We start from the raw sequence: 25,812 nt of genomic DNA, 5'->3' as shown, positions 1-25,812 counted from the left end.
GATCACGCTCCCTACTCGACCAGCCCGAGGGCTTCGTTCATGATGTGGAAGACCACGGATTGTTCGACCGTGCCTTGTGCCAGTTGCGATCCGGGACCGGTTGCGAACAGGCCTATGTCTTCGGCGGAATGGGTTTCGGACGATAGCGGCACGAGCGCTTCCTGGTGGTAACCCGGTGTCGTCGTGTCGATCGCGGCCAGATCCTTGCGTCCCGCATCGACCGGCAGGCCGTAGGACGCGTCGGAGTTCGTATTCGCCCCCAGGTCGCGGAAGCCTCGACCGTTATTGTAGAGCAATGTCGTCACGGGCAGCCCGTCTTCCGCTGTCGCCGGGTCGGTTTGTCCGACCAGCACGATCTTGCCGAGAATCGGATTGCCCCGTTTGGGATAGCCGCCGATCGTCATGACATGGCCATGGTCGGCCGTGACAAGAATCAGCGTTTCCGCTGGATCGGTCGCGTTCACGGCGGCCTCGATGGCGTCGGCGAACGCGATCGTGTCGGACAAGGCACCGGCGGCGTTGCCGGCATGATGGGCGTGATCGATGCGGCCGGACTCCACCATCAAGAAGAACCCGTCCGGATCGTCGTCCAGAATGTCGATGGCCTTGATCGTCATGTCGACGATGGACGGCTCGCCCGACACATCGTTGGCGATATCGGCCGCATATTGCATGTGGCTTTCGTTGAACAGGCCGAGAACCCGTCCGGCATCCGCAGGCAGCGCGTCGAAACCGGCCTTGTCGAAAATGTAGACCCCATCCGCATAGCGCTCCGCCCATTCGGTCGTGAGGTTGCGGCCATCCGTCCGGTCGCCTTCGACTTCGCTGCGCGCGTCCGGCGAATTGGCGGAAGCCTCCTTGGGCAGGAAGTGACGCCGACCACCGCCCATGGCGACTTCGATCCCGTCCACATCGATGCCGGGATAGCGTTTCTCCAGCCATGTTTCGAATTCGACAAGCTGTGTCGCGATGTCGATGCAGCCTGCAGCGACGGCTTCATCGGACATGTCGGACACATCTTCCCAATTGCGGTCGGGCGACTTGGCATAGGTCGCCGCCGGCGTGGCGTGGGTGATGCGCGCCGTTGACACGATGCCCGTACTCATGCCGCGGATTTCCGCCAGTTCCAGAGCCGTCACGACTTCATTGCCCTTGGCGCTGGCACAGTCGCCGCGTTCCACGTCGGCATCGACGCCGATCACGCCGACATCGGTCTTCAGACCGCTCATCATCGCCGTCATCGTCCCGGCGCTGTCAGGCGTCTGGGCATTGACGTTGTAGGTCTTGACCAGCGCCGTGTTCGGCCAGCCTTCGAAAGACAGCAGCCCTTCTTCGCCCGGTTGACCGGCGAGCTGGCCCTGCCGGATGCGCGCGGCCGTCTGGGTCGAAATGCCCATGCCGTCGCCGACGAACAGGATGACGTTGCGCGCGCGTTCGGGCTGGAAGGCGGACATCTGCGCGGCCTTCGCATCGACTTTGGCGCGCGCATCGGTGTACCAGCCGCTACCGGTCTGGTTCGCCGGAAGGACCGCGCTCTGGGCGAACGATTCCGCGGCGGTCAACAGCGCGATCGCGCTAGCCGCATAGACAAGACGTGACATGTGACTTCCCTTCAGTGACGATTCTGCCGATCGTGAACGGGTGTTAACCGTCCAGTTTGACACTTCGTTCGCAGCGGGATGACAGCTCGCCGAAGGTTCGAAGATGGTTGGGATTCGCTTTTATCACGCTTTCATGGCGGTCCTGTCATAACCGTTACACAATCACGGACCCTTGCGGCTTTCCTTTCCGCACGACACGTGGCACCAGAACAAAGATGGAACCTGTTCTGACATTTGCCGGCGCCGAACTGACGGTTCTCGAACTCGTCATGGGGTTGCTCGTCCTACTGGTCGGGATTGTTTCGGGCTTTCTACTGCGGCGCCGGGACCCTTCGGCGCAAGCTGAGCTTATGGCGATGCGCGGACAGCAGGCTGAGCTGCAGGGGCGGATTGCACAATTATCCGAGGAACAGGCCACGCGGGGCGACCTCTTCCAAAAGAGCCTGGACGAACGCCTGTCCGCTATGACGGAGCGGCTGGGGCGAAGCCTGTCGGAACAGTCCGACCGCTCGACCGAAAATTTGAAGAAGCTCGACACGCGGCTGGAGGTCATCGACCGCGCGCAGACCAATATCCGCGAGCTGGCAGGCGAGGTTTCATCCTTGCAGGCCGTGCTGTCCAACAAGCAGGCGCGCGGGGCGTTCGGCGAGACGCAGATGCAGTCCCTGATCGAACAGTTCCTGCCGCCCAGCAGCTACAGTTTCCAGCATACGCTTTCCAATGGCGGGCGCGTGGATGCGCTGATCCATCTACCCGGGGATCATTTGGACGTCGCCGTGGACAGCAAGTTTCCGCTGGAGGCATGGCGCCGCTTTGCGGAGACGGAAGAAAGTCTGGGAAACGATCTTGCCCGGCGTCAGTTCGCCGCCGACTGCCTGCGCCATATCCGCGACATCGCCGGAAAATACCTGCTGCCCGGCGAAACCCACGAAGTCGCGCTCATGTTCCTGCCGTCCGAGGCCATCTATGCCGAGCTGCACGGCCGCTTTCCCAAAGTGGTGGAACGCGGTTTCACGGCACGGGTCATGATCGTGTCGCCCACGACCTTCATGGCCACGTTGCACACGATGAAAGCCGTTCTGCGCGATGCGGCCATGCGCGAACAGGCCACGGTCATTCTTGACGAGGTCGGCAAGATCGGCGAGGATGTCAGGCGTCTGGATGAGCGCATCGCCAAACTGCAGTCCCATCACGAAGGCAGCGCGGAAATGATGCGGCAAGCGCGCATCAGCACAGGCAAGATCACGCGGCGCGCCGACCGGATCGATCAGCTGGACATGGATGAAGATGACGTAAGCGCGGTCGAGCCGCCGCATCCGGCCGGATCGCTGGCATGATCCATTACGGCGAGCGTCTGTTCAGAGCCGTCCGCACCGAAGGCGACGGCGATGTCGGTGGCGACACCGTGTTTCGCTACGACCAACGCGACCAGATCCTGATCGGCACTTACAGCGGCGGCGATGTGGAATATGGATCGTTGTTAGGCCGCGTCGAAGCGGATGGCTGCCTCGATTTCCTCTATCACCATATGACCAAGTCCGGCGCGCTACGGTCCGGTCGATGCGAAAGCCGCCCCGAAGTCCTGCCTTCGGGCCGGATCCGGCTGCATGAACGTTGGGAATGGACAACCGGTTCCGGCAAGGGCCGGCGGGGCACGAGCGTGCTCGAGGAAGTCTAGAGCAGACGTCGGCTCTTCATGGCGGCGGCGATGGTGCCGTCGTCCAGATAGTCGAGCTCGCCGCCGATCGGCACGCCATGCGCGAGCCGCGTCACTTTCACGCCGGTCTTTTCCAGATGTTCGGTGATGTAATGCGCCGTGGTCTGACCATCGACCGTCGCGTTCATGGCCAGGATCACTTCCTCGACTCCGGTCTCCTGCTCTCGCGAGTTGGCGACCCGGCCGATCAGCGACGCGATGTTGAGGTCTTCAGGGCGGATTCCGTCCAACGCTGACAGCGTTCCGCCCAGCACATGGTAGGTCCCGCGAAAAGCCCCCGCCCGCTCCATTGCCCAAAGATCGGACACGTCCTGCACGACGCAAATGGACGTTCTGTCCCGTCCGGGCGCACGGCAGATATTGCACGGGTCGGTCGCATCGACATTGCCGCAGACCGAACAGGTGGCAATGCGTTCGGCAGCCGTGTTCATCGCACTGGCCAAGGGCGTCATCAACCGGTCGGGCGCCTTGAGCAGATGCAAGGCGGCGCGTCGCGCGGACCGCGGACCCAACCCCGGAAGCCGCGCCAACAGCGTGATCAGGCGGTCGATTTCAGGCGATACGGAAGGACCGGCCATGTGCCACCTTTGCAAAGAAGATCCGGCGGGCGGATCCCGGCCTGCCGTACCACGGATGTGGGGATTGCACCGCCTGTTTCAACCATCCGGACGGTACGGCGCACCGCACATGTCCGATGCGCAGCCTGCTCCGATTGACCCGCATCCAAGGGCCCGTCAAACAGATACCATGCGAGCCGCCCACGATTTCCAGGACGAATGCGACGCGATCGACACATTGCTGTCCGATCTGACGCCTCGGAATTTCGGCCAACCCACGGCCTTTAAGGGATGGACCGTCGGCGAGATCGTAGAGCATCTGCACCTCTTCAACATCGCTGCCGACGAAGCCCTGAAGGGCGCCGAGGCCTTCGCGGCTTTCTGCCAGAGGATCCTGCCCGGTATGGACCAGGGGCACAGGGCGCTGCAGCGGTCCTGGTTTGGCAGCACGCCACCCGCGCAGACTTACAAGGCTTGGCGGGACTTCTATCCCGGTACGGCGCAGCGCTTCGCCCAATCCGACCCTGAGGCGCGGCTGAAATGGTTCGGCCCGGATATGTCGGCCCGGTCCTGCGTCATCGCGCGACAGATGGAACATTGGGCGCATGCCCAGGCCATCTACGACCGGCTCGGCGTGGCCCGCCTCAATACGGACCGGTTGAAGAATGTCGCCCACATCGGCGTGACGACCTACAGCTGGTCGTTCAAGGTCAACGGGCTGGAGTCCCCTCGCCCCAAACCTTATGTCCGGCTCGTCGCTCCCAGCGGCGCGGTCTGGGAATGGAACGCGCCGCAAACCGATAATCGCATCGAGGGACCGGCGGAGGATTTCTGCCAGGTCGTGACACAGTGCCGCAATATCGGCGACGCGGATGTGGATTTGCAGATGACCGGAAAGACGGCGCAGCAATGGATGCGTCTTGCGCAATGTTTCGCCGGGCCGCCCGAAACGCCGCCCGCCATCGGCCTGCGGAGGAAAGTCGATGCATAGCTTCAGAACCGTTTCCGACATCCGCATCGAACCGGGCGGCACTGCGCGGCTCGATGCTCACGTGAAAGGCCTGCCGCGCAACAAGCGCATTGCCATTATTACCGACCAGGGCGTGCGCGCGCTCGGACTGATGGATGCTGGCCTCGCTGCTCTGCGGGATGCGGGATACGAACTGATGGTTTTTGACGATGTCGTCGCCGACCCGCCCGAAGACATCGTCATGCGCGGCGTGGAAACGGTAAAGCAATTCGGGGCGAGCCTGGTCATCGGCTTCGGTGGCGGTTCGCCCATGGACACGGCCAAGGTCATCGCATTCCTGGCCGATCACGACATCGCCTTGCACGACATATATGGTGTGGACGTGGCGCAGGGCTCGCGCCTGCCGCTGCTGTTGGTCCCGACGACTTCCGGCACGGGCAGCGAGGTCACCAACGTCGCCATCATCACGACGGGCAAGGGCAGCAAGAATGCGGTCGTGTCCGATCCGCTCTATGCCGACCGGGTATTGCTGGACGCCGATCTGACGCTCGGCTTGCCGGGCCACATCACGGCGGCGACCGGCATCGACGCGATGGTGCACGCCATCGAAGCCTACACCTCCGTCCACCGCAAGAACCCGATCAGCGACGCGCTCGGCCTGTCCGCGCTGCGTAAGCTGACACGCGCCATCGGCAGAGCGGTCAACACGCCGGACGATGTGGACGCCCGAAACGACATGCTGATCGGGGCCATGTTGGCCGGGCAAGCGTTCAGCAACGCACCCGTCGGAGCCGTCCACGGACTCGCCTACCCGCTGGGCGGTTTCTTTCACGTACCCCATGGCCTGTCGAATTCGCTCGTCATGGTCGAAGTGATGAAATTCAATGCACAGGAGGACCGCGCCAGGCGATGGTACGGCGAAATCGCAGCCGACCTCGGCGTCGGCGAAACTCCAACCGCGCTGATCGACGAAATCCTGCGCCTGCAGGACGAAACCCGCGTCCAGCGCCGCCTGCGCGACGTGGATATCGCCGAAGACGCCATCCCCATGATGGCCGACGACGCCGTCCTGAAAGACCGTGTCTTGCGCAACAATCCGCGCGAGATGACGCGCGACGACATCGTGAAGATTTACAAGTCGATCGCATGAGCCGCCTCGCCCCCGACAGCCGCGCCGACTACCCGCACCAGCACGCTCTGCCGACGCGCTGGAATGACAACGACATTTACGGCCATGTCAACAATGCCGTTTATTACGCTTTGTTCGACACGGTCGTGAACCGTTGGCTAATCGACACCGACCTTCTCAACCTAGGCGAAAGCGACACGATCGGCCTCGTCGTCGAGACGGGCTGTCATTATTTCGCACCTCTCGCCTTTCCTCACGCCGTGACGGCGGGTCTGCGCGTCGGCCATGTCGGGACGAGCTCTGTACGCTATGAGATCGGCCTGTTCGGCGAGAACGACACCACGGCGGCGCGCGGCCATTTCGTTCATGTTTATGTGAACGCGGAAGCACGGCGCCCCGTCCCCATTCCGGACCGGATGCGCCGCGCCCTGCAAACGCTCATGCGCGGTGGCGGCTACTCGTAGCGGCGATCGAAAACCACGGTCGATCCATCGCTCAGAACCATTTCGCGGGCATAGACCTCGCGCCGGTTATCGTCATCGACAAGGCCGCGCACCGTTACCCGGTCGCCGGTCTGGGCCGGGACAAGGTTCGGCCCGACATAGACCTTGATGTGCCCGCTATCGTCGCGCAGGCGGAATTCATCCTCGTCGAGAATGCGGTCCACCGTGCCTTGCAACACGACGGACGTCCCGCGTTGAACGCTGCGGATCGGCGTCACGGTTTCGCCCGACGGGGTCTTCACGACACTATGCGGCTCCGAAACGGACGCGGTCTGGGCACAGGCCGGCAGAGCGAATGCGGCAATGAACAGCACCGGAATGGCTAATCTGATCGTCATTGTCCGTCCTCCTAATCGATCGCAACGAGCAATAGCGCCGCTGCGACAAACGCCGCACCGACAAGGCCGTAACGCGGCACGGTCAGCTTGATCTCGTCCCTCAGCCATTGACTGAGCGGACGGTGATCCTCGTTCGTGGTCTTGGTTTCAGTCACATCCATCACATTTCTCCTTTTAAAAGGCTCCGGCGCGGCGATGGGCACATCCACGCATGAGCGGTGTATGTCTCTTCGTAGCGAGCCAAGCTGACGGAACGCTGACGAGATGAAAAAATCAGTTTTCGCCGTAGATCAGGCTGAATTCCGCTCCGCCATCCGGATGATTGCGCGCGGCTAGCCGGCCATCATGGGCCCGTTGGACCCGTTGCGCGATGGACAGGCCCAAACCCGCGCCCGTGGCGGGTGCGTCCGGACCTTGGCGAAAGGCCTCGAACAAAATCCCCGGATCGCCGTTCGGCAAACCCGGCCCGCGGTCATGCACGCTGAGTTGCGGGCCTGGGCCGACTTTCACCGTGATCCGTCCGCCTGCGTGAATGATGGCGTTTTCGACCAGGTTCGTCAGGGCGAGAATCACGGCATCCCTATTGCCCCGGATGCCGGGAACGGACCGGTCTTGATCCAGCTCCAATTCCGCGCCCGAACGGATCGCGACCGGAGCCAAGGCGGAGACGACGGACATGGCCACGGCTTTCAGATCGACATGGCTGTCCGGTTCGATGGCGATCATGTCCGCCTTGGCGGAGTCCAGGATCTGACGCACGGTGCGCGACAATTGCGCCATGTCCTTTCGCAAGGCGCGAGACGCCTCGCCGTCGGGCAGGTCGTCCAAACGCGCCACCAGGGCCGCCAACGGGGTGCGCAAGGCGTGGGCCGCTTCGGCCGCGCGGCGCGTTTCCGACGACAGGGCCGCCGTCAGACTATCGAGCGCACGCCGCGTCGCGTCCAGAAGGTCGTCGATTTCGCGCAGACCGGTCTCAGGCGGCGACGAAGTGCGGCGCGCGCCCGGGCGAAGTCTGCGCGCCCAGTCGGCCGCCCGACCGACCGGCATCAGGCTGCGATGCACCATCAGCGCGTTGATTCCGAGCAAGAGCAGGATCGCCGGGATGAGCGGCACGGCGATATGGCTGACGAATTCCTCGACCACGGCCCGCCCTAGCAGATTGGCCGGATCGCCCCGCGCCGCGAAGACGAGCCGCAAGCCCGCATCCGCCGGACCGACGGCATGCGAGGCCAGCAAGCGCGGCGGCTTGTCCTGAGGGTCGCGCACGATCCAGTCGTCGGCAAAGCGACCGCTGGTCAGGGCGGCCGGCGGAACGAGTTCGGCATTCATCGCATCGAGCGGCGTTCCGTCCGGCCCGGCCAGGACGAAACCGTAGGCGCCCGGATGCGCTTCGAACAGATCGCGCGCGTCGTCACCGATCCGGTAGTCCGGCGCACTCGAGCCCGTCAGCGCCGCTTCCATGTCGGACATTCGCGTCTCGACCACATGGTCTTGCAACGTTTCCGGGTCGGACCCGTAATAGGCCCAGATCAGGACCAGATTGGCGAGCAGGACTGCAAGCGCGATCCAGGCGAGACGGCGCGTCAGCAATCGCGCCATGGGCAGCCCGTTACGCCTCATCCGGATGCATCCGCAGTGTCGTCCAACAGCCATCCGACGCCGCGCACCGTGTGGATGTTCGCCGCGCATCCGGCTTCCGACAGCCCTTTGCGGATGCGCGAGACCGCGGCTTCGAGCGCATTGGGCGTGACCGCGTCGTCGAGCGCATAGACGGCATCTTCAAGGACGGCGCGCGGCACGACCTGGCCTTTGCGGCGCATGAGTTGCTCCAGAACACCGATATCGCGCCGGCCCAATGCGATCGTCCGGCCCGCATGAGCGACCCGCCTCTGCGTCGTGTCGAGCGTCAGCCCGGCGGTTTCCAGGACGGTGCCGAGACGCCCGCCCGGACGGCGCATGACGGCCCGGCAACGCGCGACGAGTTCGAGCATGTCCACCGGTTTGACGATATAGTCGTCTGCCCCGCCGTCCAGTCCCGCCAGCCTGTCCGGCAAGGCATCGCGCGCCGTCAGAATGATCGCCGGCCAGTCATGGTCGCGGCGTATCTCGCCAAGGAGGTCAAGCCCGTCTCCGTCCGGAAGACCGAGATCCATCAGGATGAGGTCGTAATCGGCGACGGCCGCGAAGTCTTGGGCTGCCTCAACGTTGGCGGCATGGTCGACGGCGAATCCCGCCCGTTGCAAGGCGCGGCTCATGGCATCGGCCAGCGAGGCATGGTCTTCGACAAGCAGAAGGCGCATCCGGCGTGAATAGCGCCCCTGACCGATCATGGGAACGCCGACTTGCAACGGATGGATATGATCGCAGAAAATTCATCCGCCAAGGCAATCTTGTCTGGTAGAGCGGAACCGCCATGCGATGGAGTTGCGATATGGAAACCGATGCATTGGTCGTGCAAATTCGCCTTTGCCCGGACATCGCACGCAACATGTCGCGTTCGCTTTGATGAAGGCCTGGACGCGAATCATGGCGGTTGGGATGGCCAGCTTTGCCTTGGCGAGCTGCACGACATCGTACGACCGGGCAACGCCCGGGTCGCTTTCCTGGCCCGCATACGGACCGGACACCGGCGTCTTGCGCGTCGATGCGGGACTGGACCGCAATGACGGGCTGACCAATGCGGTCCCGGACATCGTCGGCCCGGTCGACGGCAGCGCAGCGCTGACCATCTTCACCGAAGGCAACCACTATCCGGTTTTGCTGCCGTTGTTGCTGGAGGCGTTTCCCGCCCACTGCGCCGATACGGGACTGTGCGACGTGACGGCGGAAGACATCCTTGTCGTCACTCTGCCCCAGGTCATGATCGTCGCCGGTCTGGAACGGGGTGGGGCTTTCGCTTCGGCAACGCCGTCTTGCCCGTCGGTCCTGACAGTGCCGTCTATCCCGATCTGCTGATGCTCGGCGCCGGACCAATGGACCGGTTGCGCGAAGCCGGTATCGCCAGCGGTCCGGGCGAGGTTTTCGCCCGTCACAAAGGCCTCGGCCTGTTGGTGCGTCGCGGCGTCGGCGATGAGATCGACAGTCTCGAAACCTTTGCCGCATCGGATCTGCAATACGTGATGGCGACCCCGCGCGAACGCGGCGCCCGTGCGCAATATCTGAAAACGCTGAAAAGCTTGATCGGCCGCGCACGGACCGAAAGATTGCAAGCGCGAGAAGTTTCGGATTTTCCAGGCCGTATCGCCATTCAGCATCGCGACATCCCCCATGCGGTGATGAATGACATCGCGCCCGTCGGGATCGTCTTCACCCATTTGGCGGCCTTCTACGCCGATCGCTGGCCGGAGCGGCTGCGCCACGTCGCCGTGCCGGAAGCGGAAAGCTTCGGGACGGAAATCCGAATCTCTAAAACGGTCAGACCCGCCGCAAACCCCTCGCTTGTCGAAGCCTTCAACGACTTCCTGATGCTCAATTCGCCGGTCGTCTATCCGGCTGCCGGTTTCAGCGATATGGGAGACGGACAGCGCGATCGCGGGGATTGAAGAGGCCCGCTCACAGAAACCTGAACGAATCCCCGCACTTCTTGCATCGTAAACGGGTTGATAAGCGTTAGGGCAGGATGAGCTTTGACTTCATGTGCTGAAATCCGCACATGACGGCATTCGCGATTGCCGTACTGACCAGAAACCCCGGACCTCCCCCTTGTTGAACACGACTTTCTTTCCGCCCGTTTCCGACTGGAACGAAGTCAATGCGCTGACGCATATGCTCAAGCTGGCCGAAGGGCCGCGGGCCGATGCCGCGCTGGAGCTGTTCCTGGAAGATCCGCACAGGCCCGCGCTGCTGCGCGATGCTTGGCGCATGACCTATGCCCACAAACCCGCTTTCGTCTATGACCGTTTCGATCTGAACCATGACAGCGCGCCCGAAGCGCTGGCGGCCCGGATTGCGAAGATGGAAGCCCAACGCATGGTCTGGGGCGACGATCCGTTGCGCTGCCTGCTGATCGCCGCGGACTTTCCGCGCCAGACCGATCTGGGCGAAACCGTCACCATCTGGCGTGGCCTCGCCTCGCCGTGGGAGGAAGGGCGGCTGGACCTGTCCTGGTCGCTGGACCGCAACACCGCCGCCTGGTTCGCCATGCGCCGCGCCGACTTGCGCGACGCCGCGCCTCATGTGGTCGAATTGGAGGTTCCCGCCTTGTCGATCCTGTGGCGGTCCGACGAACGCGGAGAGGCGGAAGTCATTCCGCGCCTTCGCGCCGGAACCTATGAGCCGAAGACCATCGGCACCTACGACCAGGTCGCCGAGTGGGCCGAAGTCGAGCAGCAGGCCCGCAAGGCCGGCAAGTCGCGCTTCACGTCACCGCCGAGCGGGCTGGACAGAAGCGACGTGAAGACCGCCACGTCCGCCTGAAGCCGGAGCCCGGCGCTGGAAGCTGAGTCCGGCGTTCATGTAAGAAATGGCGCACCTGACAGGATTCGAACCTGTGACCTCTGCCTTCGGAGGGCAGCGCTCTATCCAGCTGAGCTACAGGTGCCGGTGAGCCGCGCTATAACGGCGATGGACGCGCACGGCTAGGAGTTTCGGCACGCAGATCGTGCATCAGCGGTTCCAGACGGTCTTCCCAGACTTGCTGCGTCACCACGCCTGTATGCTTGTAGCGGATCCGCCCTGCCGCATCGATGACGAAGGTTTCGGGCGCGCCGGTCACGCCCAGATCGATCGCCAGGTGCGAATCGGGATCGAAAAGGATCAGGTCGTAGGGATCGCCATGACGGCGCAGCCATCGTTCCGCCTTCTCGCGCGTGTCGCGCCAGTTCACCCCGATCATGCGCACATCCGGCCGCGCGGCGAGTTCCATGAACAAGGGATGCTCGGTCAGACACGCCACGCACCAGGATCCGAACACGTTCACCAAGGCCACCTCGCCCAACAGGTCGTCCGTCGTGACGATATTCCCCGAGAGCGTTTCGATCTCGAAATCCGGCAAGGGCCGGTCGATCAGTTCCGAGGGCAGAATGGTCGGGTCGCGGGTCAGGCCGATCGCGAAAAAGACGCCGAGTCCGGCGAAAACGAGGAGCGGTATCATACCTTTCAACAATCCGGGCATGGGCCCGGTTTAGGCGATCCGGACCGGGGCGCAAGACCGGGCGGGCACCGATAACCGCCACACCGTCTTGCCCGGTCCGGCGAAGCGGACCATAAGCGCTGGCATGAACTGGCTCACCAAGCTTACGCCGCCCGGCGTCAAATCCATCTTCACCAAGCGGGACACGCCCGATAATCTTTGGATGAAGTGCCCCAAGAGCGGGGAGATGATCTTCACCGCCGATCTGCCGGGCCTGCTGCATGTCACCCCGGCCGGGCATCACATGCGCATCGGTCCGGAGCTGCGCTTCGCCTACACGTTCGACGACGGGGCCTACGAGACGTTCCCGACGCCCGGCGTCGCGACCGACCCGCTGAAGTTTAAGGACGACCAGAAATATACGGACCGGTTGAAAAAAGCGCGCGCCAAGACCGGAAACGACGACGCGATGAGCATCGGCGTCGGCCGGATCCACGGCGTCGAAGCGACGGTCCTGGTCCAGAATTTCGCCTTCATGGGCGGTTCGCTCGGCATGGCGGCGGGCGAAGGCTTCGTCGCGGCCGCCGAAGTCGCCGTGCAGAAGGGCTTGCCCCTGATCGCCTTCACCGCTGCCGGAGGGGCCCGCATGCAGGAAGGCGCGCTGAGCCTGATGCAAATGCCGCGCACGACCATCGCCGTTCAGCGCCTGCGCGAAGCGGGCCTGCCCTATATCGTCGTGCTGTGCGACCCGACGACGGGCGGCGTTACGGCCAGCTACGCCATGCTGGGCGACGTCCATCTGGCCGAACCCGGCGCCATGATCGGCTTCGCCGGTCCCCGCGTGATCGAGGAGACGATCCGCGAAAAGCTGCCCGAAGGATTCCAGCGCGCGGAATATCTCGAAGAAAAGGGCATGGTCGACAAAGTCGTGCCGCGCGCGGATCTGCGCGAGACGCTGGCGCGTCTGCTATCCGTTCTGATGCAGACGGATCATGCCATCCCCGACACCCCTGCCCCCGCGCCCGTCCCGGCGTGAGCGACATCGAAACTGCGTTGGAGGAACTCCGGCGCCTTCATCCCCGCAAGATCGACCTGGGCCTGTCGCGGATCGAACGCGTCCTCGACGCGCTCGGGCGGCCCCAGGACAGGCTGCCGACAAGCGTCCATGTCGCCGGAACGAACGGCAAGGGATCGACGGTCGCATTGCTCCGCGCCATGCTGGAAGCAGCCGGGGCCCGCGTCCATGTCTATACCTCTCCTCACCTCGTGCGTTTCAACGAACGCATTGTGCTGGCGAGCCGGGAGATCGACGATGCAGCGCTGATCGACGTGCTGAACCGCGTGCGGGACGCCAATGCGGGCCGTCCTTTGTCCTTTTTCGAAGCGACGACGGCGGCGGCTTTCCTGGCGTTTTCCGAAACTGAGGCGGACTATGCAATCATCGAAGTCGGATTGGGCGGACGCTACGACGCCACGAACGTGTTCGAGCCGGATGTGTGCGCCATAACGCCGATCGACTATGATCACGCAGAATTCCTGGGCCGGGAACTCGCCGGGATCGCGCGTGAGAAAGCGGGCATCATCAAGCCTGCCGTCCCGGTCTTCGCCGCCCCGCAACAGGAGGCCGCCGATGCGGTTCTGGACGGGCAAGCCACGAAGGTGGGAGCACCGCTGCACCGCTGGGGCCGCGACTTCCGCGCCTATCGCCAGCAAGGGCGGTTGGTGTTCGAAACCGGGACCGAATTGCTCGATCTGTCCCTGCCCGCGCTGGCGGGTGAACACCAGATCCTCAATGCCGGGCTGGCCGTGGCGGTCGCCCGCCGGCTGGGGCTGTCGCCGGACGCCATATCGTCCGGTCTCGAACGCGCAGTCTGGCCCGCACGGATGCAGCCTTTGCGGAACGGCCCGCTCGTGGACCTTGCAGGCGAGGCTGGAGCCGAAGTCTGGCTCGACGGCGGTCACAACCCTCATGCCGCGCAGGCATTGTCGGCCCATATGGCCAGCCTGGAAGCCCGGGCGCCGCGACCGCTCATTCTCGTCATGGGCATTCTGGCCAATAAGAACGCCGGTGCGTTTCTGGACTATTTTCAAGGTCTGGCGGCCGGGCTCGTCGCCATCGACATCGCGGATCACGCCAGCCTGTCGCCGGACGTATTGATGGAGTTGGCGGACATCCGCGGTCTGGCCGCTGTCGCCGCGGACAATCTGACGGACGCCATGCAGAAGGCCGTCAATATGGGCGAGGCCTTGTCGCGCCATACGGCGGAGCAACCCACGGTGCCACCGCGTATTTTGATTTGCGGTTCACTATATTTGGCGGGCGAAGTGCTCGCGGCGAATGTGAAATGATCGACATCTGAAGAAGTCGTAACTGTTGTTTTATAACATCGCGAACGACAGAGCCGCCATGAAAAAGCTTTCTTCCGCACTCATGGCCGCCACATTGCTGTCCGCCTGTTCGACCATCGACCGGGGCACGAACGATCACGTCCGCGTCGATAGCGTTCCGCAAGGCGCGCAAGTCACGGTTACGACCTTGAACCGGGTCGATCGTCAAGGCCGCAAGGTCTCCGGCACGAAAGGGTATCTGCACGACAACCAGACACTCGTTTGCCGTGCCACGCCCTGCGCGATCGAGGTTCCGCGCCGCACCGACATGGTCGTAAGGGTGGAGGCGGACGGGTTCGAACCGGTCGAGTACTATGTCGGCCCGTCGAAACTCCGCGGCGGCGTTGGCACATCGGTGGTGAAAACGGCGGCTGCTTCGGCTGCGACGGGCGTCGCCGTCGGCACGATCACCACGTTCGGCATCATTGCCGTGCAGCAGATGGTGAGCGGCTTCTTCTCGGCTCTGACGTTAAGCGCGACTCCGACGGTCGGCGCATCCGGAGCGACTGCGGCGGGGACCGGCGTCGGTCTGGGCGTTGCGGCAGCGAGCCTGCTGGTCGATGCGGGCACGGGCGCCAATCTGAACCTGTTTCCCAATCCGGCTGTTCTCGGGCTCGCGCCGAAAGGCACCACCGTCATCGAAGACGATATGGCGACCGCTTTCTGGAACCTGACGAGAGCCCAGAACAATATGGCGGAGGCGTGCCATCGCAATCGATCCAAGCCGGACTGCGAAACGGCCAAGCGCGCAATGGAACTAAGCGAAACCACCTTCAAATCGCGCAAGAAGGAGATGGAGGATTTCATCATCGAAACGGCCAAGGCCGCGCGCGACGAAGCCCGGAAAGGCTAGACCCATGATCAAAAGAATTTTCTTATGCCTGCCGCTCATCGGCGGTCTCGCCGGTTGCGCCACGATGACCCAGGGGTCGAAGGAAGGAATCCGGGTCGAATCCCAACCGCCCGGGGCTACGGCTGTGACCAATATACGCGCGTCGGGGTCCAATGCGGTGAACGGATATCTCGGATGCCGTCCGACGCCGTGCTCCATCAGTGTTCCGCGCAAACGCGAACCCATCGTCACGGTCTCCATGGATGGTTATCAACCGATCAAGTTCAAGGTGACATCGACCGTGGCGACGGGATCCAGCGCCGTCCGGGCGGGATCGCTCGTCGCCGGACTGCCGCCCGGCACCCATGTCTACGCCGGCAAGGCCGACCTGCTCAACCGCATCCCGTCGGGCAGCCGGGTCGTGACCGGGGCGATCTTCAGTTTCGGAACGGGCGCCGTGTTGGACATGGCGACCGGCGCGAACAAGAACCTGGCTCCCAATCCGGTCACGGTCGTATTCGCGCCAGTGGACTCCGCTCAGGCAATAGACGTTCCGCGCACCGGATAATCGTTCTTGGCCGCGTAGTTGAGGCCGGACACCAGGTCCTTGACGTCGGGACGGCCGAACGGCGTGTTCTGCACGATCTGGGCATAGAGCGTGCCGTCCGGACGCACGACGAAAAGGCCCGGCTCGGTGAAGATGTGCGGCTCCTTGTCGGAGATGCCGTCCGAAATGAACAGGCCGAGCGCCTTGGCGTCCAGCAGCTCCAGATCGTAGGCGATAGGCAGCTCGCTCACGTCCCATTCCTCATGCGCTTTCCGCGCGCGCTCTTCCGTATCCATGGACAGAGCGACGATGTCGTGCCCGTCGGCGCGGATGTCGGCCACCATCGGCTCGATCGCCTCCAATTGCTCTTTGCATTTGGGGCAATGCACGCCGCGATAGGCGACGATGATCTGAAAATTCTCGGCGACGATGTCGCTCGTGTCGAACGCGCCGCCGCCGATCAGCGGCAGCTCGAATTCGGGGATGCGCGACTTCGGAGTCATGAGGTTGGTCATGCGGATTTGTCCTGTATCTGTGTTCTCTTGGGGCTTGCATCGTCCAGGGATGCATTGCCCAGGTCTTGCATCGCCAAGGGCATGCCTTGGCCCGGGATCTGCGCGAAGCGGATTAGAGGTTGTCCGGATCGACCGCCGTGTCCTGCAGGCGCATGACGTCCGGGTCGGCAAAGCCGTCGCCGTCTTCATTCAGATAGGCGAGCCCCTCGTCGATCTTGGCGATCAACGCCTGGGTGTCGTCCAGCGTATCGGCGCTGTCGCGCGCGACCATTTCCTGACGCAGCTTCTGCAGGGCTTCGATGCGCCCGGCCAGCGGCACTTGCGGATTGGAATAGAGGTCGGTGATTTCGTCGGCCGTGACCGGGTTGGCCAGGCCGGGCATGTAGCCGTCGCTGTCGATTTGCGTGTCAACGGCCAGGGTGGTGTTTCGGGGGTCGAGGTCGGGCATGGGTCTCTCCTGTTTCAAGGAGAGGAACTCATGGATGCGACGCGCCGTTCCGAAAGAAATGGCGCGTCTCTCAGCGCGCCGCTCAGCGCGCTTCAGGCATGCTCGGCCAGCCACTCGGCCAGCTTGGTCTTGGTCATCGCGCCCATCTTGGTGGAGACGACTTCTCCGTTCTTGAAGATCATCATCGTGGGCACGTTGCGGATGTGGTAGCGCATCGGCGTATCCGGCGCGTCGTCGATATTGACCTTGGCGATCTTGACCTTGCCGGCCATGTCCTCGGACACGGCTTCGAGCGCGGGTGTCATGGCCTTGCAGGGGGCGCACCATTCGGCCCAGAAATCGACCAGGACGGGCGTGTCGGATTTCAGGACTTCGGTCTGGAACGTGTCGTCTGTAACGGCGATAGTGCTCATGATGGGCCTCTCTCTTCGGTTGGTCCGGAGGTAGGAAGGCCGTTCACCTGCGTCAAGACGGCGTCCATCACGTCATCGGGAAGCCACATCAGCGACGGCGCGTCCGTCCACAGCAGACCGCAGCGCACATGGCGGTCCGGCCAGATGGCGCGCGCCAACTCGCGATAGGCCGCCATCTGCGCCAGATAGGCGTCGTCCACATCGTCGGCATGGTCCGGCGGCGACGGGTTGGACTTGTAGTCCACCAGATAGACCGTGTCGGTCGTGACGTGCAGCCGGTCCACCTGCGCCGTCAGGAAGACATCGCCGCCGCGAATGGTCTCCACTCGTCCGGCCAGGCTGACCTCGGCGCGCGATCCTTCGGCGAAAACGTCCGCGAAGTCCGGATCGTCCAGCACGCCGAACACTTCGCGAAGGATGGCCTCGCGCTCGCTTTGCACGAAATCCGGATAGTCGCCGACGATCTTCGCAGCCAGATCGGGACGGCGCGCGGGCGGATGGTCCGGCAGCATCTCCAGCAGCTTGTGGATCAGGATGCCGCGCAGGAACCGCCCGCCGCCGGGGCCGCGCCCCATCGGCTCCGCCCGGTCCAGAAGCGCGCTGGGCGTGGCGGTTTGCGTGATCCGGCGCTCCGGCGCCGCCGGAACGTCGATCCAGTCAGGCAAGGCGGCGACCCCGACCGGGTCCGATGCATGAGTCTCCGCGCGGTCCGGACGCCGCCCGTAGCGCAGGCCTTGCCGCCCCTCACCGTCGAAAGCGGTCGCGAACGCCGTCACCCCGTCAAGATGCGGGAGCGTCCGCAGGAACCAGTGATACCAGGACCCTTCCGCGAACCCCTCCTCCGCCTTGCCGTGCGCATGACCGCACAGGACGAGGCGGCTCTCGGCCCGGGTCATGGCGACATAGAGCAGGCGCATATATTCACGCATCGCTTCCGCATGATCCTCCCGTTTCAGCGTGTCAGCGAGATCGAAGCTCTCCGCTTGGCTGGGCGCAAGGATGAACCCGTCCTCGCCGTCCGGTATCAGTCCGCCGGACCGGGCCGTCGGCACGCGGGTCGTGTCGGGCAGGAACACGACCGGGGCTTCGAGCCCCTTCGCGCCGTGAACCGTCATGACGCGGATTTCGCCGCCCGCCGGATCCTTGTCGCGCTTGATCTCGATCTCGTCCGCCGTGAAGGCCTGCAGGAATCGCTGCAGGCCGGGCGCCTGGCGCTGCTGGTGCGACAGGGCAGTGGCCAGGAAGGCTTCCAGCGCCTCGTTCGCCTCCATGCCCAGCCGCCGGAACAGCGCCTCGCGATAGGTCGAACCGGCCGGGTTGCGGCGGTCGAGCAGGCGAGCGTAGAAATCGTAGGGCGCCAGCGCCGCGTCGTTGCGCATGGCTTGCAGATGCGTTGCCAGTTGGGGCGCCCGTGCCTGCACGGCCTGCCACAGCGTCATGTCGCCCCGGTCCACGCAGAGCGCGAAAAGCTGGTCGTCGGTCAATCCGAACAGCGGCGATTTCAGCGCTTCGGCGAGACTGAGGCAATCGCCGGGCAGCAGGACGAAGCGCGTGATCGCCAGCAAGTCGCGCACAATGGTCGCGTCCTGCAGGACAAGTCGGTCCGCCCCCGCGACCGGCAGCCCTTCCTCCTTCAGCGCCTTGATCAGCGCATCGAACAGACCGCCGACGCGCTTCTGCACAAGGATGAGGATGTCGCCCGCATGCATCGGGCGGTGCGTCCCGGCCTTGCGGTCGAAGACGGGTTCCGCGCGCTCCAGCCAATGCGCGATCTGCTCCGCGATCGTCCGCGCCAGCACGATGCGCGGATCCCCGTCGCTGCGCTGGTCGACGGGCGTCGTGTCCCAGGGCGCCTTGTCTTCCAATGGCTCGGCCCTGGGCGCCAACGGCCAGAGTTCGACCAGCCCCGCATCGTCGCGGTGGGCGACATGGCGGACCGGATCGGCCGCATCCGGCACGATGTGCGCATCGAACATGGCCTGTATCCCGCCCTGGTCCACGAACAGCGCGTCCACCACGTCCAGCACGTCCTGCGCGGACCGGAAGGACATGCGCAGCCGAACTTCGCCTTCCTCCCCGCCGCGCGTGCGGATGCTCTCGGTGAAGATGGACGGCGCCGCGCCCTGGAAGCGGTAGATGGATTGTTTCGGATCGCCCACGGCGAAGAAGGTGCGCGGCGGAGCGTCCCGGTCGGGTGCGTCATGCGCGAACGGCGCGGTGACGGCGTCGATGATCTCCCACTGGGTCGGTGAGGTGTCCTGAGCCTCGTCGAGCAGGACGTGCTCCACCCCGCCGTCCAGCTTGTAGGCGATCCAGTCGCTGACGTCCTTGCGGCGCAGCAGGTCGCGCGTCTTGACGATCAGATCGTTGAAATCCAGCCCGCGCGCTTGGTGCTTGGCCCGCGCATGATCCGCGCCGAGCGCGTAACCGAGGCTCAGCACAGCCTCCGTCCTGTCCGCGAGCCGCGCCGCCTGCAGCAGGGCGCGCATCCTGGCCACGCGCCGTTGTTCCGGACTGTCCGGGCCGATGAAGGGATCGCGCTCCTGGAATCCCTTGGCGGGCAACTGGCTCGTCAGCGTGCCCTTCTGGGTGAAGAACGGCTGGCTGTAGAGCGCGAACGCCGTGACGGGATCGTCGGCCAGCAAGGCGGCCTGTATGGCTTCGCCGAACTTCTTCGCATGACCGCCCGCATCGATCGCCTCTTCGGCATAAAGCGCGAGATGATCGTGATCCATGCCGGTCCAGGCGAAAGCGGACAGGCTCTCTTCCGTGTCGCTCTCTTCGAGTCCCGCCCTACGGCGGAAGTTCGAAAGACCGCCGCTGCGCTGCCAGGCTTTCGTCCGGTCGAAGTCGCGCGCGACCCCGTAAAGCAGATCGTCCAGCGTGGAGTCGGCCTTGAGCCGCGTCAGGCGATGCAGCGCGGCGGACAAGCCGTCGTCTTCGCGCGCGCGCTCCAGCAGACGCATCCGGCTTTCGGCCAGCATCTCCCGGCCGTCCGCATCGTCCAGCGGCGAAAAGCCCGGCATGATCCCCGCTTCGATGGGAAACCGCGCGATGATGCGTTCGCAGAAGGCGTGGATGGTCATCACCTTGAGCCCCTCCGGCGTCTCCAGCGCGCGGGCGAACAAGGTCCGGACCCGGTCGATATCCAGCGCCGGACGGACATCCGGATAGGGCATGCCGTGCAATTCGCCGAGCGCCGCCTTCAACACCGCATCGGGCGCGATGGACCATTCCGAGAACTTGTCGAACAGCCGTTCCTGCATCTCCGACGCGGCCGCGCGGGTATAGGTCAGGCAGAGGATCTTGTCCGGATCGGTCCCTTGCAACAGGATGCGCGACACTCGATCCACCAACACCTTGGTCTTGCCGGATCCCGCATTGGCGTTGACCATGCGCGGCGCGGACGGGTCGGCGGCGATGCGTTGCAGCCGGGTTGCCTCCTCCAGCGTCATATTGAGCGTCGGGCGGCTCATGCCTCGCCCGCGCCGGGCGTGACGGACGACCATTCCGCGCGGCGGGCCAGATCGTCATATTCCCCGTAATCATGGGTGTATTGCGCGCGCGGTTGGCTGGGATAGCCGGTCTCCGGCTTGTCGAAGGTGTCGATCAGCGCGCGAAGCGTCTCGATCGCATCCTCCATCAGCGCGTCCACTGACTTGGCGTCCTTGCGCCGGCTGACCGCCGAAACCGCCTTGAAGTCGTCATTGGATCCCTTGAGCCGCACATAGCCCATCGCTTCGGTTGCGCCGGGGCCGTGACCTTCCAGGGCGCCCTCGCCCGCCAGCCATCCGGCCAGCGGCAGCTGCAGGTCGAACCCGGCCGCGACCGTATTGGCCGTCGGCGGACTGCCCGTCTTGAAATCATGGAACGCGTAGCCCGTGGGCGAGCGCTCCACCAGATCGAGCACGCCCTTCAGGGAGAAATCGAGATCGTCGATCCGGTGGCGGGCTTCCACTTCGGTCCCCACGACGTCGTAACCCAAGGCCGCACGCTGGCGGAACCAGTCGATCAACTGCCCAGAGAGAGTGTTAAGGCGAGCCTTTTCCTTGTGGACTTCGGCTTCGGTCAGACCGGCATCCAGCAGAGCGTCGGCGAAGAACCGCTCGAGCCGGTTCCGATTGGCCGCCTCGCCCGGGACGTCCACCGCGTTCAGATAGTCTTCCACCGCCTTGTGCATGGCCGTGCCGAAATGGCGGGCGTCCATCGGTGCATCAAGCGGATCGAGGCGCTTGAGCCGCAGCACTTCGCGCCCGAACAGGCTGTAGGGATCGCGGATCCAGGTCGAAACGCCAGTGATCGAAATCTCCCGCCCCTGCCGCGCCCAACGCTTTTCGACGGACGGCTTCGGATTGGGACGATCGACGGGTCGGGCTTGACCGATCCGGTCCATCGAGCGCGCCCAGTCGAGATAGCGTTGGCCGGTGCCGAGCAGCGCCTCCATCTGCGCTTCGGGCAGCGCCCCGCGCAGCAATGTCTTCAGTCGCCAGACCCAGCGCGACGCGACCGTCGGGCCGCTATCGTCCTTGCGGCTGCGGGTCAGATAGACCGTGCCGTTGGCGGCAAGCTCGGCGAAGTCGTGCGCCGCGAGGCCGTAGCGGCGTTCCGGCAGGGAGAGTTTCATCGTCTTGCGCATGCCGCGCGACAGGAACGGACCGGTTTCGACGCCGCCCGGCCACGTGCCTTCGTTCAGGCCGCCCAACACGATCACATCCGCTTCCAGCAGACGGGCTTCGAGTGGGCCGAGGATGGACAAGCGCGGATGCACGCCCTGCGCGGGACGCACGACTGCGCCCTGCAGCAGCGAACCGAGCAGGCGGGAGAATCCTTCGGCATCGGTTTCGGGCAAGGTGCCGCCATGGGTCGCGATACTGTCCAGGATGTTGGCGGCCTGCCGTCCGGCATCGCTGCCCCACAGGCGGAACGCGCCGAGCGTCGTGTCGGTGCTGGACACCGCTTCGGCCGCGGCGATCAGCGACGAACCCCATCCGTCGGGTCGCGCGATCAGGCCGTCTTCGCGCAAGGGCCGGATCAAGGCGGCCAGATCGACCAATATGTCCGAGTCGCGATAGACCTCCGCACCGGTTGCCGGACGAAGCCCCCGGAACGTCTGTCGCTCCAACGTTTGCCAGACTGTCTTGACCTGCCCTTCGGGGCGATCCAGCGCGCACAGATCGTGATTGAGCACCGTGCTGATCTCCACGGGCCCGCCCGGGTCGCGCGCCAGGTCCAGCAACGCGGTCAGGAAGACGCCGACGGGCGTCTGCTCCACGGGCACGCCCTGGCTCATCGCCACGTCCACGTCCCAGCGCGACAGGCGCGCCCGCACGCGTTGGGCCAGCAACTGGTCCGGCGTCACCAAGGCGGCGGTCCGGTCCGGTGTTTCCAGCGCCTCGCGCAGGATCAGAGCGATGGCGAGCGCTTCCTCCGCATCGGTCCGCGCCTCGATGAGCGACAGGCCCGACAGGGCGGTGTCGAATACGTCCGCGCCCTCGCCCCCCGTCAGCGCCGCGATACGGCCGAGCCAGTCGCCCGTCGCGTCCGCCGGGACGAGCGCTTCGGCGAGGATGCGGCGGCGTTTCTTCGCGACCGTCCGGTCGGCACCTCCGACAACCCAAGGCCAGACCGGCACGGCATCGCGCGGAACCTCCATCGTTTCCAACAGGCCCTTGAGCGAGCTTTGCGGATGGCGCGCATCGATCGTGTCCCACACTCGGTCTGGAAATTCCTCCTGCAGACCGGGCAGCACCACCATGCCGTCCGGCATGCCGGCGACCACATCCATCAACCGCGCCGTCGCCTTCAGCGTCCCGGTCGATCCGGCGACGATGACGGGGTAGCCGGGCGGGGTCTCGGCCCATATCCCGGCCAGCGCATCCAGAAGAGCGACCCGGCGCGCGGACGGCTCCATCATGCCGATCTCGGCCAACCGCTCCGGCCAATGGGTTTCGATGATCTGGTAAAGGCGCCCGGCATGCTGGAAGTGGGTCGCGGCCTCGTCGCAGACGCGTTTCCATTCCGCTTGGTCGGAAATGCCGACTTCCTCCAGCGCCGCATCGTCCATGATCTCGATCAGTGGATCGGCCATGTGCAGCGCGGCGGCCGGGTCGAGGGGCATGTCCGACGTGCGTTCGTGGTAGCGGGCGACCAGCTGGGCGATTTCGAACCGCCGTTGGACCGGATCGATACCCGGTGCCACGCGGCCCGCCAGCTCGCCGGGCTCGAAGGGCGGTTCGTCCGGATTGACATCGGCCAGCGGGCGCAGGCGCGGCAGCAGCGCCGCCGACAGGCCGCGCTCCGCCGCCTGACGCACGAAGGCGAATTCCAGCGCCCGCGCCGCGCGCCGCGTCGGCAGCAGGACCAGCCCGTCCTGCAAAGCGTCGCCGTAGCGTTCATTCAGTCCGTGGGCGAGCGAACGCAGGAACGGCACGCCGGACGGCATGTTGTAGACCGTCTTCACGGCGTGCGCGCTTTCACAAGGCAGCCGTCATACGGGAACGTCCACGCGACCCGACAATATCTCTTCGGCCGCTTCCCGTGCCCGCGGATCGCCGATATGCATCCAATAGCCGGGGATGGGCAGGCCGAAGACGCGGCGGTGATCGATGGACATGTCCCAGATGCGGGTGCGGGAGAACTTTTCCAGCGGAAACCCTGCGGCGCGCGCCGGGGTGAAAATCTCCACGCCCGCATAGACCCAGAATGCCTTGTCGCCCGATTTCCAGGACAGGCGGCCGTCGCGGTCCATGTCGAAATCGCCGACGCCCGGATAGCCGAGTGTGCGCGGTTTGGGCGCCAGCAGGAACAGGTTGTCCATTTCGTCGGGATCCCATGCGTTCCACATGGCCTTCAGCACCGGCGCGAATTCGATCCACACCGCATCGATGTTGCAGATGAAGACCGGGTCGTCTCCGAGCAGAGGCAGCGCTTTCACAACCCCCCCGCCCGTCTCCAGCAGCCGGTCGCGTTCGCAGGATATGACGATCTCCGGCCCCGTGGTGCGGGCCTTCAGATGGGCTTCCAGATCGTCGGCGAAAGCGTGGACGTTCACGACGGCGCGCTTCACGCCCGCCTCATCCATCCGGTCGAGCGTGTGGTCGATCAGCGGCTTGCCCCCGACCTCGACCATCGCCTTTGACCGGTCGTCGGTCAGAGGCGCCATCCGCGTGCCGTGCCCGGCCGCCATCACCATCGCCGTTTCGATCATTCTAGCACCTCGGGAACGTGGGTCGCGAACCAGCCGCGCAGCCCGTCGCAGGCGGGATGGGAGAGATCGCGCTTGAAATGGGCGCGCACGCGCGGGATCAGCGTGCGGTAGTGCGGCTTGCCGTCGCGCTTGGCCAGACGGACGAAGATGCCCAATATCTTCGCGTTGCGCTGAGCCGCCGTGACGGCATAGGCGGCATCGAACGCGTCGTCCCGCGCCAGGCCCGCCGCCGCGCAGAAGCGGGTGATGAGCGGATCGTGCAGCTCGGGCGAGACATCCCGCCGTGCGTCTTCCAGCAGGCTGGCCAGGTCGTAGGCCGGATGCGCAAACAACGCGTCTTGGAAATCGATCAGGCCGACTTGCGCCTGTCCGGTCCGGTCCGGCAGCCAGAACAGGTTCTGGGCGTGGTAATCGCGCAAGGCTAGGCCCGGTGTGTGCGCCCGCAGTGCCGCGATCGCCTTGCCCCAATGGTGATGCCAATCCGATCGGGCCGCATCGTCTACGCTCCGACCGATGTCTGGCGCGAACCAATCGATCAGCAGATCGGCTTCGGCCATCAAGGCAGCTTCGTCATAGTCGCGAATTGTCCAAACTCTGTCGTCGAACGAAGACCGTCGTGGAATCGTGCTGCGATAGATCGCAGCCAGAACATCGACGGCCGCTTCGTAAAGCGGGGTTTCCAGCTCTGGCATTTCGTCAAGCCGACAAGCGTAGTCGCGTCGGCCTAGATCTTCGAGCAGCGCGAAACCCTCTTCCGGGTCGGCGGCAATGATCCGGGGCGCGGAAAAACCGCGAACGTAGAGTTGCTCCGCCACCGTCAGAAAGGCTTCGATATTCGGACCCGCGACCCGGGCCATGGCATTGTAGCCCAGGCGTCGACGCAGTTCGACCGTCGCGCCTTCCGGTTCGCCGGGCGCTTCCTCGCCCTTGGGCGCGTCCATCAACACGGCCTGGATACCGCCCCGTTCGAGCCGCGTGTAGCGGCGCGTGGAGGCATCACCCGGAACGGGCGTGCACGCCGCATCGGCCCACCCGGCCCGGGCGAGAAAAGCGTCCATAGCGGCCTGTCGCTCAGACATCGCGTCCCTCCCATCCGCTCAGCAGAGCCGCGCGTCCATCGCCTTCGAAGTCCAGTTCGACCGACAGCGCGTCGGCGGGACAGAGCGGGCCCAGCCGATCCGCCCATTCCAGCAGCACGACCGCCTCGCCCATCGCGTCGATCAATCCCAGCTCATAGGCATCGTCCGGCCGCTCCAGCCGGTAGAGGTCGCAGTGCCACAGTTCCTCCTCGCCCCAGTCGTAAGCCTGGACCAGCGTATAGGTCGGCGACGGCACCTCGACCGCGCCCAGCCGCGACTGGATCAGCCCGCGCGCCAGCGTCGTCTTGCCCGCGCCCAGCCCGCCGGACAGGCGCACCGTGTCGCCCGGCCGCAACACGGCCGCGAGACGGGCGCCGAGCGCCAGCGTGTCCGCTTCGGATTTCAACGGGATAGGCTTCACCGGGGCCATCATCTAGCGCCTTGCCTTTTGAGGGCAAGCGCTTAACTACCCTGCAATGCAGTCCGAACGGACATCC

Annotated in this window: 27 protein-coding genes and 1 tRNA gene; 12 read left to right on the top strand and 16 right to left on the bottom strand. The window is 64.8% G+C overall.

What is annotated here, in order from left to right; translation table 11 throughout:
* Positions 1-11: 11 nt before the first annotated feature.
* A complete protein-coding gene (locus tag Q0718_RS04370; protein WP_298914012.1) occupies positions 12-1,601 on the bottom strand; it encodes an alkaline phosphatase in 1,590 nt (529 codons plus the stop codon).
* Positions 1,602-1,816: 215 nt separating this feature from the next.
* On the opposite strand from Q0718_RS04370, the gene rmuC reads away from it, so the two are divergent.
* Together rmuC and Q0718_RS04360 are read left to right on the top strand one after the other, a co-directional pair.
* Positions 1,817-2,938 carry a DNA recombination protein RmuC gene (gene rmuC / locus Q0718_RS04365; protein WP_298914009.1) on the top strand — a complete coding sequence of 374 codons (1,122 nt, stop codon included), beginning with the start codon at positions 1,817-1,819 and terminating at the stop codon, positions 2,936-2,938.
* Positions 2,935-3,279, top strand: coding sequence for a hypothetical protein (locus tag Q0718_RS04360; protein WP_298914005.1), 345 nt, complete (start codon positions 2,935-2,937; stop codon positions 3,277-3,279). Before rmuC ends, Q0718_RS04360 begins: the two co-directional genes overlap by 4 nt.
* On the opposite strand, the gene recR is transcribed toward Q0718_RS04360, so the two are convergent.
* Positions 3,276-3,896: a recombination mediator RecR gene (gene recR / locus Q0718_RS04355; protein WP_298914002.1), complete on the bottom strand. Its 621-nt coding sequence runs from the start codon at positions 3,894-3,896 to the stop codon at positions 3,276-3,278. The genes Q0718_RS04360 and recR overlap by 4 nt on opposite strands.
* A gap of 169 nt (positions 3,897-4,065) precedes the next feature.
* On the opposite strand from recR, the gene Q0718_RS04350 reads away from it, so the two are divergent.
* From Q0718_RS04350 to Q0718_RS04340, 3 genes are read left to right on the top strand one after another with little or no spacing between them, the layout of a single operon-like run.
* Complete coding sequence (locus tag Q0718_RS04350; RefSeq protein ID WP_298913999.1) at positions 4,066-4,866, top strand: TIGR03084 family metal-binding protein; 801 nt, start codon at positions 4,066-4,068, stop codon at positions 4,864-4,866.
* Complete coding sequence (locus Q0718_RS04345; protein ID WP_298913997.1) at positions 4,859-5,995, top strand: iron-containing alcohol dehydrogenase; 1,137 nt, start codon at positions 4,859-4,861, stop codon at positions 5,993-5,995. The genes Q0718_RS04350 and Q0718_RS04345 overlap by 8 nt, the downstream gene beginning before the upstream one ends.
* Positions 5,992-6,438, top strand: a complete 447-nt coding sequence (locus tag Q0718_RS04340; RefSeq protein ID WP_298913994.1) for a thioesterase family protein — start codon at positions 5,992-5,994, stop codon at positions 6,436-6,438. Before Q0718_RS04345 ends, Q0718_RS04340 begins: the two co-directional genes overlap by 4 nt.
* On the opposite strand, the gene Q0718_RS04335 is transcribed toward Q0718_RS04340, so the two are convergent.
* The 4 genes from Q0718_RS04335 to Q0718_RS04320 form a co-directional block, all read right to left on the bottom strand.
* Positions 6,429-6,815: a NirD/YgiW/YdeI family stress tolerance protein gene (locus Q0718_RS04335; protein WP_298913991.1), complete on the bottom strand. Its 387-nt coding sequence runs from the start codon at positions 6,813-6,815 to the stop codon at positions 6,429-6,431. The genes Q0718_RS04340 and Q0718_RS04335 overlap by 10 nt on opposite strands.
* Before the next feature lie 11 nt (positions 6,816-6,826).
* Positions 6,827-6,976 (bottom strand): hypothetical protein, encoded by a 150-nt coding sequence (locus Q0718_RS04330; RefSeq protein WP_298913988.1) that lies wholly within the window; start codon positions 6,974-6,976, stop codon positions 6,827-6,829.
* 112 nt (positions 6,977-7,088) lie between these two features.
* Positions 7,089-8,435: a HAMP domain-containing sensor histidine kinase gene (locus tag Q0718_RS04325; RefSeq protein WP_298913985.1), complete on the bottom strand. Its 1,347-nt coding sequence runs from the start codon at positions 8,433-8,435 to the stop codon at positions 7,089-7,091.
* Complete coding sequence (locus Q0718_RS04320) at positions 8,432-9,115, bottom strand: response regulator transcription factor (protein WP_298913982.1); 684 nt, start codon at positions 9,113-9,115, stop codon at positions 8,432-8,434. The genes Q0718_RS04325 and Q0718_RS04320 overlap by 4 nt, the downstream gene beginning before the upstream one ends.
* Positions 9,116-9,353: 238 nt before the next feature.
* Here Q0718_RS04320 and Q0718_RS04315 point away from each other — a divergent pair, with 238 nt between their 5' ends.
* The 3 genes from Q0718_RS04315 (at position 9,354) to Q0718_RS04305 (ending at position 11,231) form a co-directional block, all read left to right on the top strand.
* Entirely contained in the window at positions 9,354-9,770 is a 417-nt protein-coding gene (locus Q0718_RS04315; protein ID WP_298913979.1) for a hypothetical protein, read from the top strand.
* Entirely contained in the window at positions 9,728-10,357 is a 630-nt protein-coding gene (locus Q0718_RS04310) for a substrate-binding domain-containing protein (protein ID WP_298913976.1), read from the top strand. The genes Q0718_RS04315 and Q0718_RS04310 overlap by 43 nt, the downstream gene beginning before the upstream one ends.
* Positions 10,358-10,451: 94 nt before the next feature.
* Positions 10,452-11,231 (top strand): hypothetical protein, encoded by a 780-nt coding sequence (locus Q0718_RS04305; protein WP_298913973.1) that lies wholly within the window; start codon positions 10,452-10,454, stop codon positions 11,229-11,231.
* Between the two features lie 47 nt (positions 11,232-11,278).
* On the opposite strand, the gene Q0718_RS04300 is transcribed toward Q0718_RS04305, so the two are convergent.
* Together Q0718_RS04300 and Q0718_RS04295 are read right to left on the bottom strand one after the other, a co-directional pair.
* Positions 11,279-11,355 (bottom strand) — tRNA-Arg (locus tag Q0718_RS04300).
* A 12-nt stretch (positions 11,356-11,367) separates the two neighbouring features.
* Positions 11,368-11,907 carry a DsbE family thiol:disulfide interchange protein gene (locus Q0718_RS04295; RefSeq protein WP_298913970.1) on the bottom strand — a complete coding sequence of 180 codons (540 nt, stop codon included), beginning with the start codon at positions 11,905-11,907 and terminating at the stop codon, positions 11,368-11,370.
* Positions 11,908-12,031: 124 nt separating this feature from the next.
* Here Q0718_RS04295 and accD point away from each other — a divergent pair, with 124 nt between their 5' ends.
* The 4 genes from accD (at position 12,032) to Q0718_RS04275 (ending at position 15,674) form a co-directional block, all read left to right on the top strand.
* A complete protein-coding gene (gene accD, locus Q0718_RS04290; RefSeq protein WP_298913942.1) occupies positions 12,032-12,922 on the top strand; it encodes an acetyl-CoA carboxylase, carboxyltransferase subunit beta in 891 nt (296 codons plus the stop codon).
* A complete protein-coding gene (locus tag Q0718_RS04285) occupies positions 12,919-14,235 on the top strand; it encodes a folylpolyglutamate synthase/dihydrofolate synthase family protein (RefSeq protein ID WP_298913939.1) in 1,317 nt (438 codons plus the stop codon). Before accD ends, Q0718_RS04285 begins: the two co-directional genes overlap by 4 nt.
* Positions 14,236-14,293: 58 nt before the next feature.
* Entirely contained in the window at positions 14,294-15,127 is an 834-nt protein-coding gene (locus Q0718_RS04280) for a hypothetical protein (RefSeq protein WP_298913936.1), read from the top strand.
* 124 nt (positions 15,128-15,251) lie between these two features.
* On the top strand, positions 15,252-15,674 hold the full coding sequence (locus Q0718_RS04275; RefSeq protein ID WP_298913933.1) for a hypothetical protein: 423 nt from the start codon (positions 15,252-15,254) through the stop codon (positions 15,672-15,674).
* Here the strand turns inward: Q0718_RS04275 and Q0718_RS04270 are convergent.
* From Q0718_RS04270 to tsaE, 8 genes are all read right to left on the bottom strand, one after another.
* Positions 15,644-16,168: a peroxiredoxin-like family protein gene (locus tag Q0718_RS04270; protein ID WP_298913930.1), complete on the bottom strand. Its 525-nt coding sequence runs from the start codon at positions 16,166-16,168 to the stop codon at positions 15,644-15,646. The two genes, Q0718_RS04275 and Q0718_RS04270, sit on opposite strands and share 31 nt — an antisense overlap.
* A 112-nt stretch (positions 16,169-16,280) precedes the next feature.
* On the bottom strand, positions 16,281-16,616 hold the full coding sequence (locus Q0718_RS04265) for a hypothetical protein (RefSeq protein WP_298913927.1): 336 nt from the start codon (positions 16,614-16,616) through the stop codon (positions 16,281-16,283).
* 92 nt (positions 16,617-16,708) lie between these two features.
* Positions 16,709-17,029, bottom strand: coding sequence for a thioredoxin (trxA, locus tag Q0718_RS04260; protein WP_298913924.1), 321 nt, complete (start codon positions 17,027-17,029; stop codon positions 16,709-16,711).
* Positions 17,026-20,505 carry a double-strand break repair helicase AddA gene (gene addA / locus Q0718_RS04255; protein WP_298913919.1) on the bottom strand — a complete coding sequence of 1,160 codons (3,480 nt, stop codon included), beginning with the start codon at positions 20,503-20,505 and terminating at the stop codon, positions 17,026-17,028. Before addA ends, trxA begins: the two co-directional genes overlap by 4 nt.
* Complete coding sequence (locus tag Q0718_RS04250) at positions 20,502-23,489, bottom strand: PD-(D/E)XK nuclease family protein (protein WP_298913916.1); 2,988 nt, start codon at positions 23,487-23,489, stop codon at positions 20,502-20,504. The genes addA and Q0718_RS04250 overlap by 4 nt, the downstream gene beginning before the upstream one ends.
* A gap of 27 nt (positions 23,490-23,516) precedes the next feature.
* The gene (locus Q0718_RS04245; protein WP_298913914.1) at positions 23,517-24,236 is read right to left on the bottom strand and encodes a nucleotidyltransferase family protein; all 720 of its coding nucleotides are present in this window, start codon (positions 24,234-24,236) and stop codon (positions 23,517-23,519) included.
* Positions 24,233-25,315 carry a phosphotransferase gene (locus tag Q0718_RS04240; RefSeq protein WP_298913911.1) on the bottom strand — a complete coding sequence of 361 codons (1,083 nt, stop codon included), beginning with the start codon at positions 25,313-25,315 and terminating at the stop codon, positions 24,233-24,235. Before Q0718_RS04240 ends, Q0718_RS04245 begins: the two co-directional genes overlap by 4 nt.
* Entirely contained in the window at positions 25,308-25,748 is a 441-nt protein-coding gene (tsaE, locus tag Q0718_RS04235; protein WP_298913909.1) for a tRNA (adenosine(37)-N6)-threonylcarbamoyltransferase complex ATPase subunit type 1 TsaE, read from the bottom strand. Before tsaE ends, Q0718_RS04240 begins: the two co-directional genes overlap by 8 nt.
* Between the last annotated feature and the right edge of the window lie 64 nt (positions 25,749-25,812).

It is taken from the genome of uncultured Algimonas sp., assembly GCF_947498175.1.
In the GTDB taxonomy this organism is placed as follows: Bacteria; Pseudomonadota; Alphaproteobacteria; order Caulobacterales; family Maricaulaceae; genus Litorimonas.
The sequence above is the reverse complement of the archived record's forward strand: the minus strand, read 5'-3'. Positions and strand labels throughout refer to the sequence as shown.

Excerpts from the sequence above, each read along its gene's own strand:
- trxA (WP_298913924.1), bottom strand. The coding sequence starts at position 17,029 with ATGAGCACTATCGCCGTTACAGACGACACGTTCCAGACCGAAGTCCTG.
- Q0718_RS04350 (WP_298913999.1), top strand. The coding sequence starts at position 4,066 with ATGCGAGCCGCCCACGATTTCCAGGACGAATGCGACGCGATCGACACA.
- accD (WP_298913942.1), top strand. The coding sequence starts at position 12,032 with ATGAACTGGCTCACCAAGCTTACGCCGCCCGGCGTCAAATCCATCTTC.
- Q0718_RS04270 (WP_298913930.1), bottom strand. The coding sequence starts at position 16,168 with ATGACCAACCTCATGACTCCGAAGTCGCGCATCCCCGAATTCGAGCTG.
- tsaE (WP_298913909.1), bottom strand. The coding sequence starts at position 25,748 with ATGATGGCCCCGGTGAAGCCTATCCCGTTGAAATCCGAAGCGGACACG.
- Q0718_RS04340 (WP_298913994.1), top strand. The coding sequence starts at position 5,992 with ATGAGCCGCCTCGCCCCCGACAGCCGCGCCGACTACCCGCACCAGCAC.
- Q0718_RS04325 (WP_298913985.1), bottom strand. The coding sequence starts at position 8,435 with ATGAGGCGTAACGGGCTGCCCATGGCGCGATTGCTGACGCGCCGTCTC.
- recR (WP_298914002.1), bottom strand. The coding sequence starts at position 3,896 with ATGGCCGGTCCTTCCGTATCGCCTGAAATCGACCGCCTGATCACGCTG.
- Q0718_RS04330 (WP_298913988.1), bottom strand. The coding sequence starts at position 6,976 with ATGGATGTGACTGAAACCAAGACCACGAACGAGGATCACCGTCCGCTC.
- Q0718_RS04295 (WP_298913970.1), bottom strand. The coding sequence starts at position 11,907 with ATGATACCGCTCCTCGTTTTCGCCGGACTCGGCGTCTTTTTCGCGATC.
- Q0718_RS04360 (WP_298914005.1), top strand. The coding sequence starts at position 2,935 with ATGATCCATTACGGCGAGCGTCTGTTCAGAGCCGTCCGCACCGAAGGC.
- Q0718_RS04245 (WP_298913914.1), bottom strand. The coding sequence starts at position 24,236 with ATGATCGAAACGGCGATGGTGATGGCGGCCGGGCACGGCACGCGGATG.
- Q0718_RS04315 (WP_298913979.1), top strand. The coding sequence starts at position 9,354 with ATGGCCAGCTTTGCCTTGGCGAGCTGCACGACATCGTACGACCGGGCA.
- addA (WP_298913919.1), bottom strand. The coding sequence starts at position 20,505 with ATGAGCCGCCCGACGCTCAATATGACGCTGGAGGAGGCAACCCGGCTG.
- Q0718_RS04370 (WP_298914012.1), bottom strand. The coding sequence starts at position 1,601 with ATGTCACGTCTTGTCTATGCGGCTAGCGCGATCGCGCTGTTGACCGCC.
- Q0718_RS04265 (WP_298913927.1), bottom strand. The coding sequence starts at position 16,616 with ATGCCCGACCTCGACCCCCGAAACACCACCCTGGCCGTTGACACGCAA.
- rmuC (WP_298914009.1), top strand. The coding sequence starts at position 1,817 with ATGGAACCTGTTCTGACATTTGCCGGCGCCGAACTGACGGTTCTCGAA.
- Q0718_RS04240 (WP_298913911.1), bottom strand. The coding sequence starts at position 25,315 with ATGTCTGAGCGACAGGCCGCTATGGACGCTTTTCTCGCCCGGGCCGGG.
- Q0718_RS04335 (WP_298913991.1), bottom strand. The coding sequence starts at position 6,815 with ATGACGATCAGATTAGCCATTCCGGTGCTGTTCATTGCCGCATTCGCT.
- Q0718_RS04280 (WP_298913936.1), top strand. The coding sequence starts at position 14,294 with ATGAAAAAGCTTTCTTCCGCACTCATGGCCGCCACATTGCTGTCCGCC.
- Q0718_RS04320 (WP_298913982.1), bottom strand. The coding sequence starts at position 9,115 with ATGCGCCTTCTGCTTGTCGAAGACCATGCCTCGCTGGCCGATGCCATG.
- Q0718_RS04345 (WP_298913997.1), top strand. The coding sequence starts at position 4,859 with ATGCATAGCTTCAGAACCGTTTCCGACATCCGCATCGAACCGGGCGGC.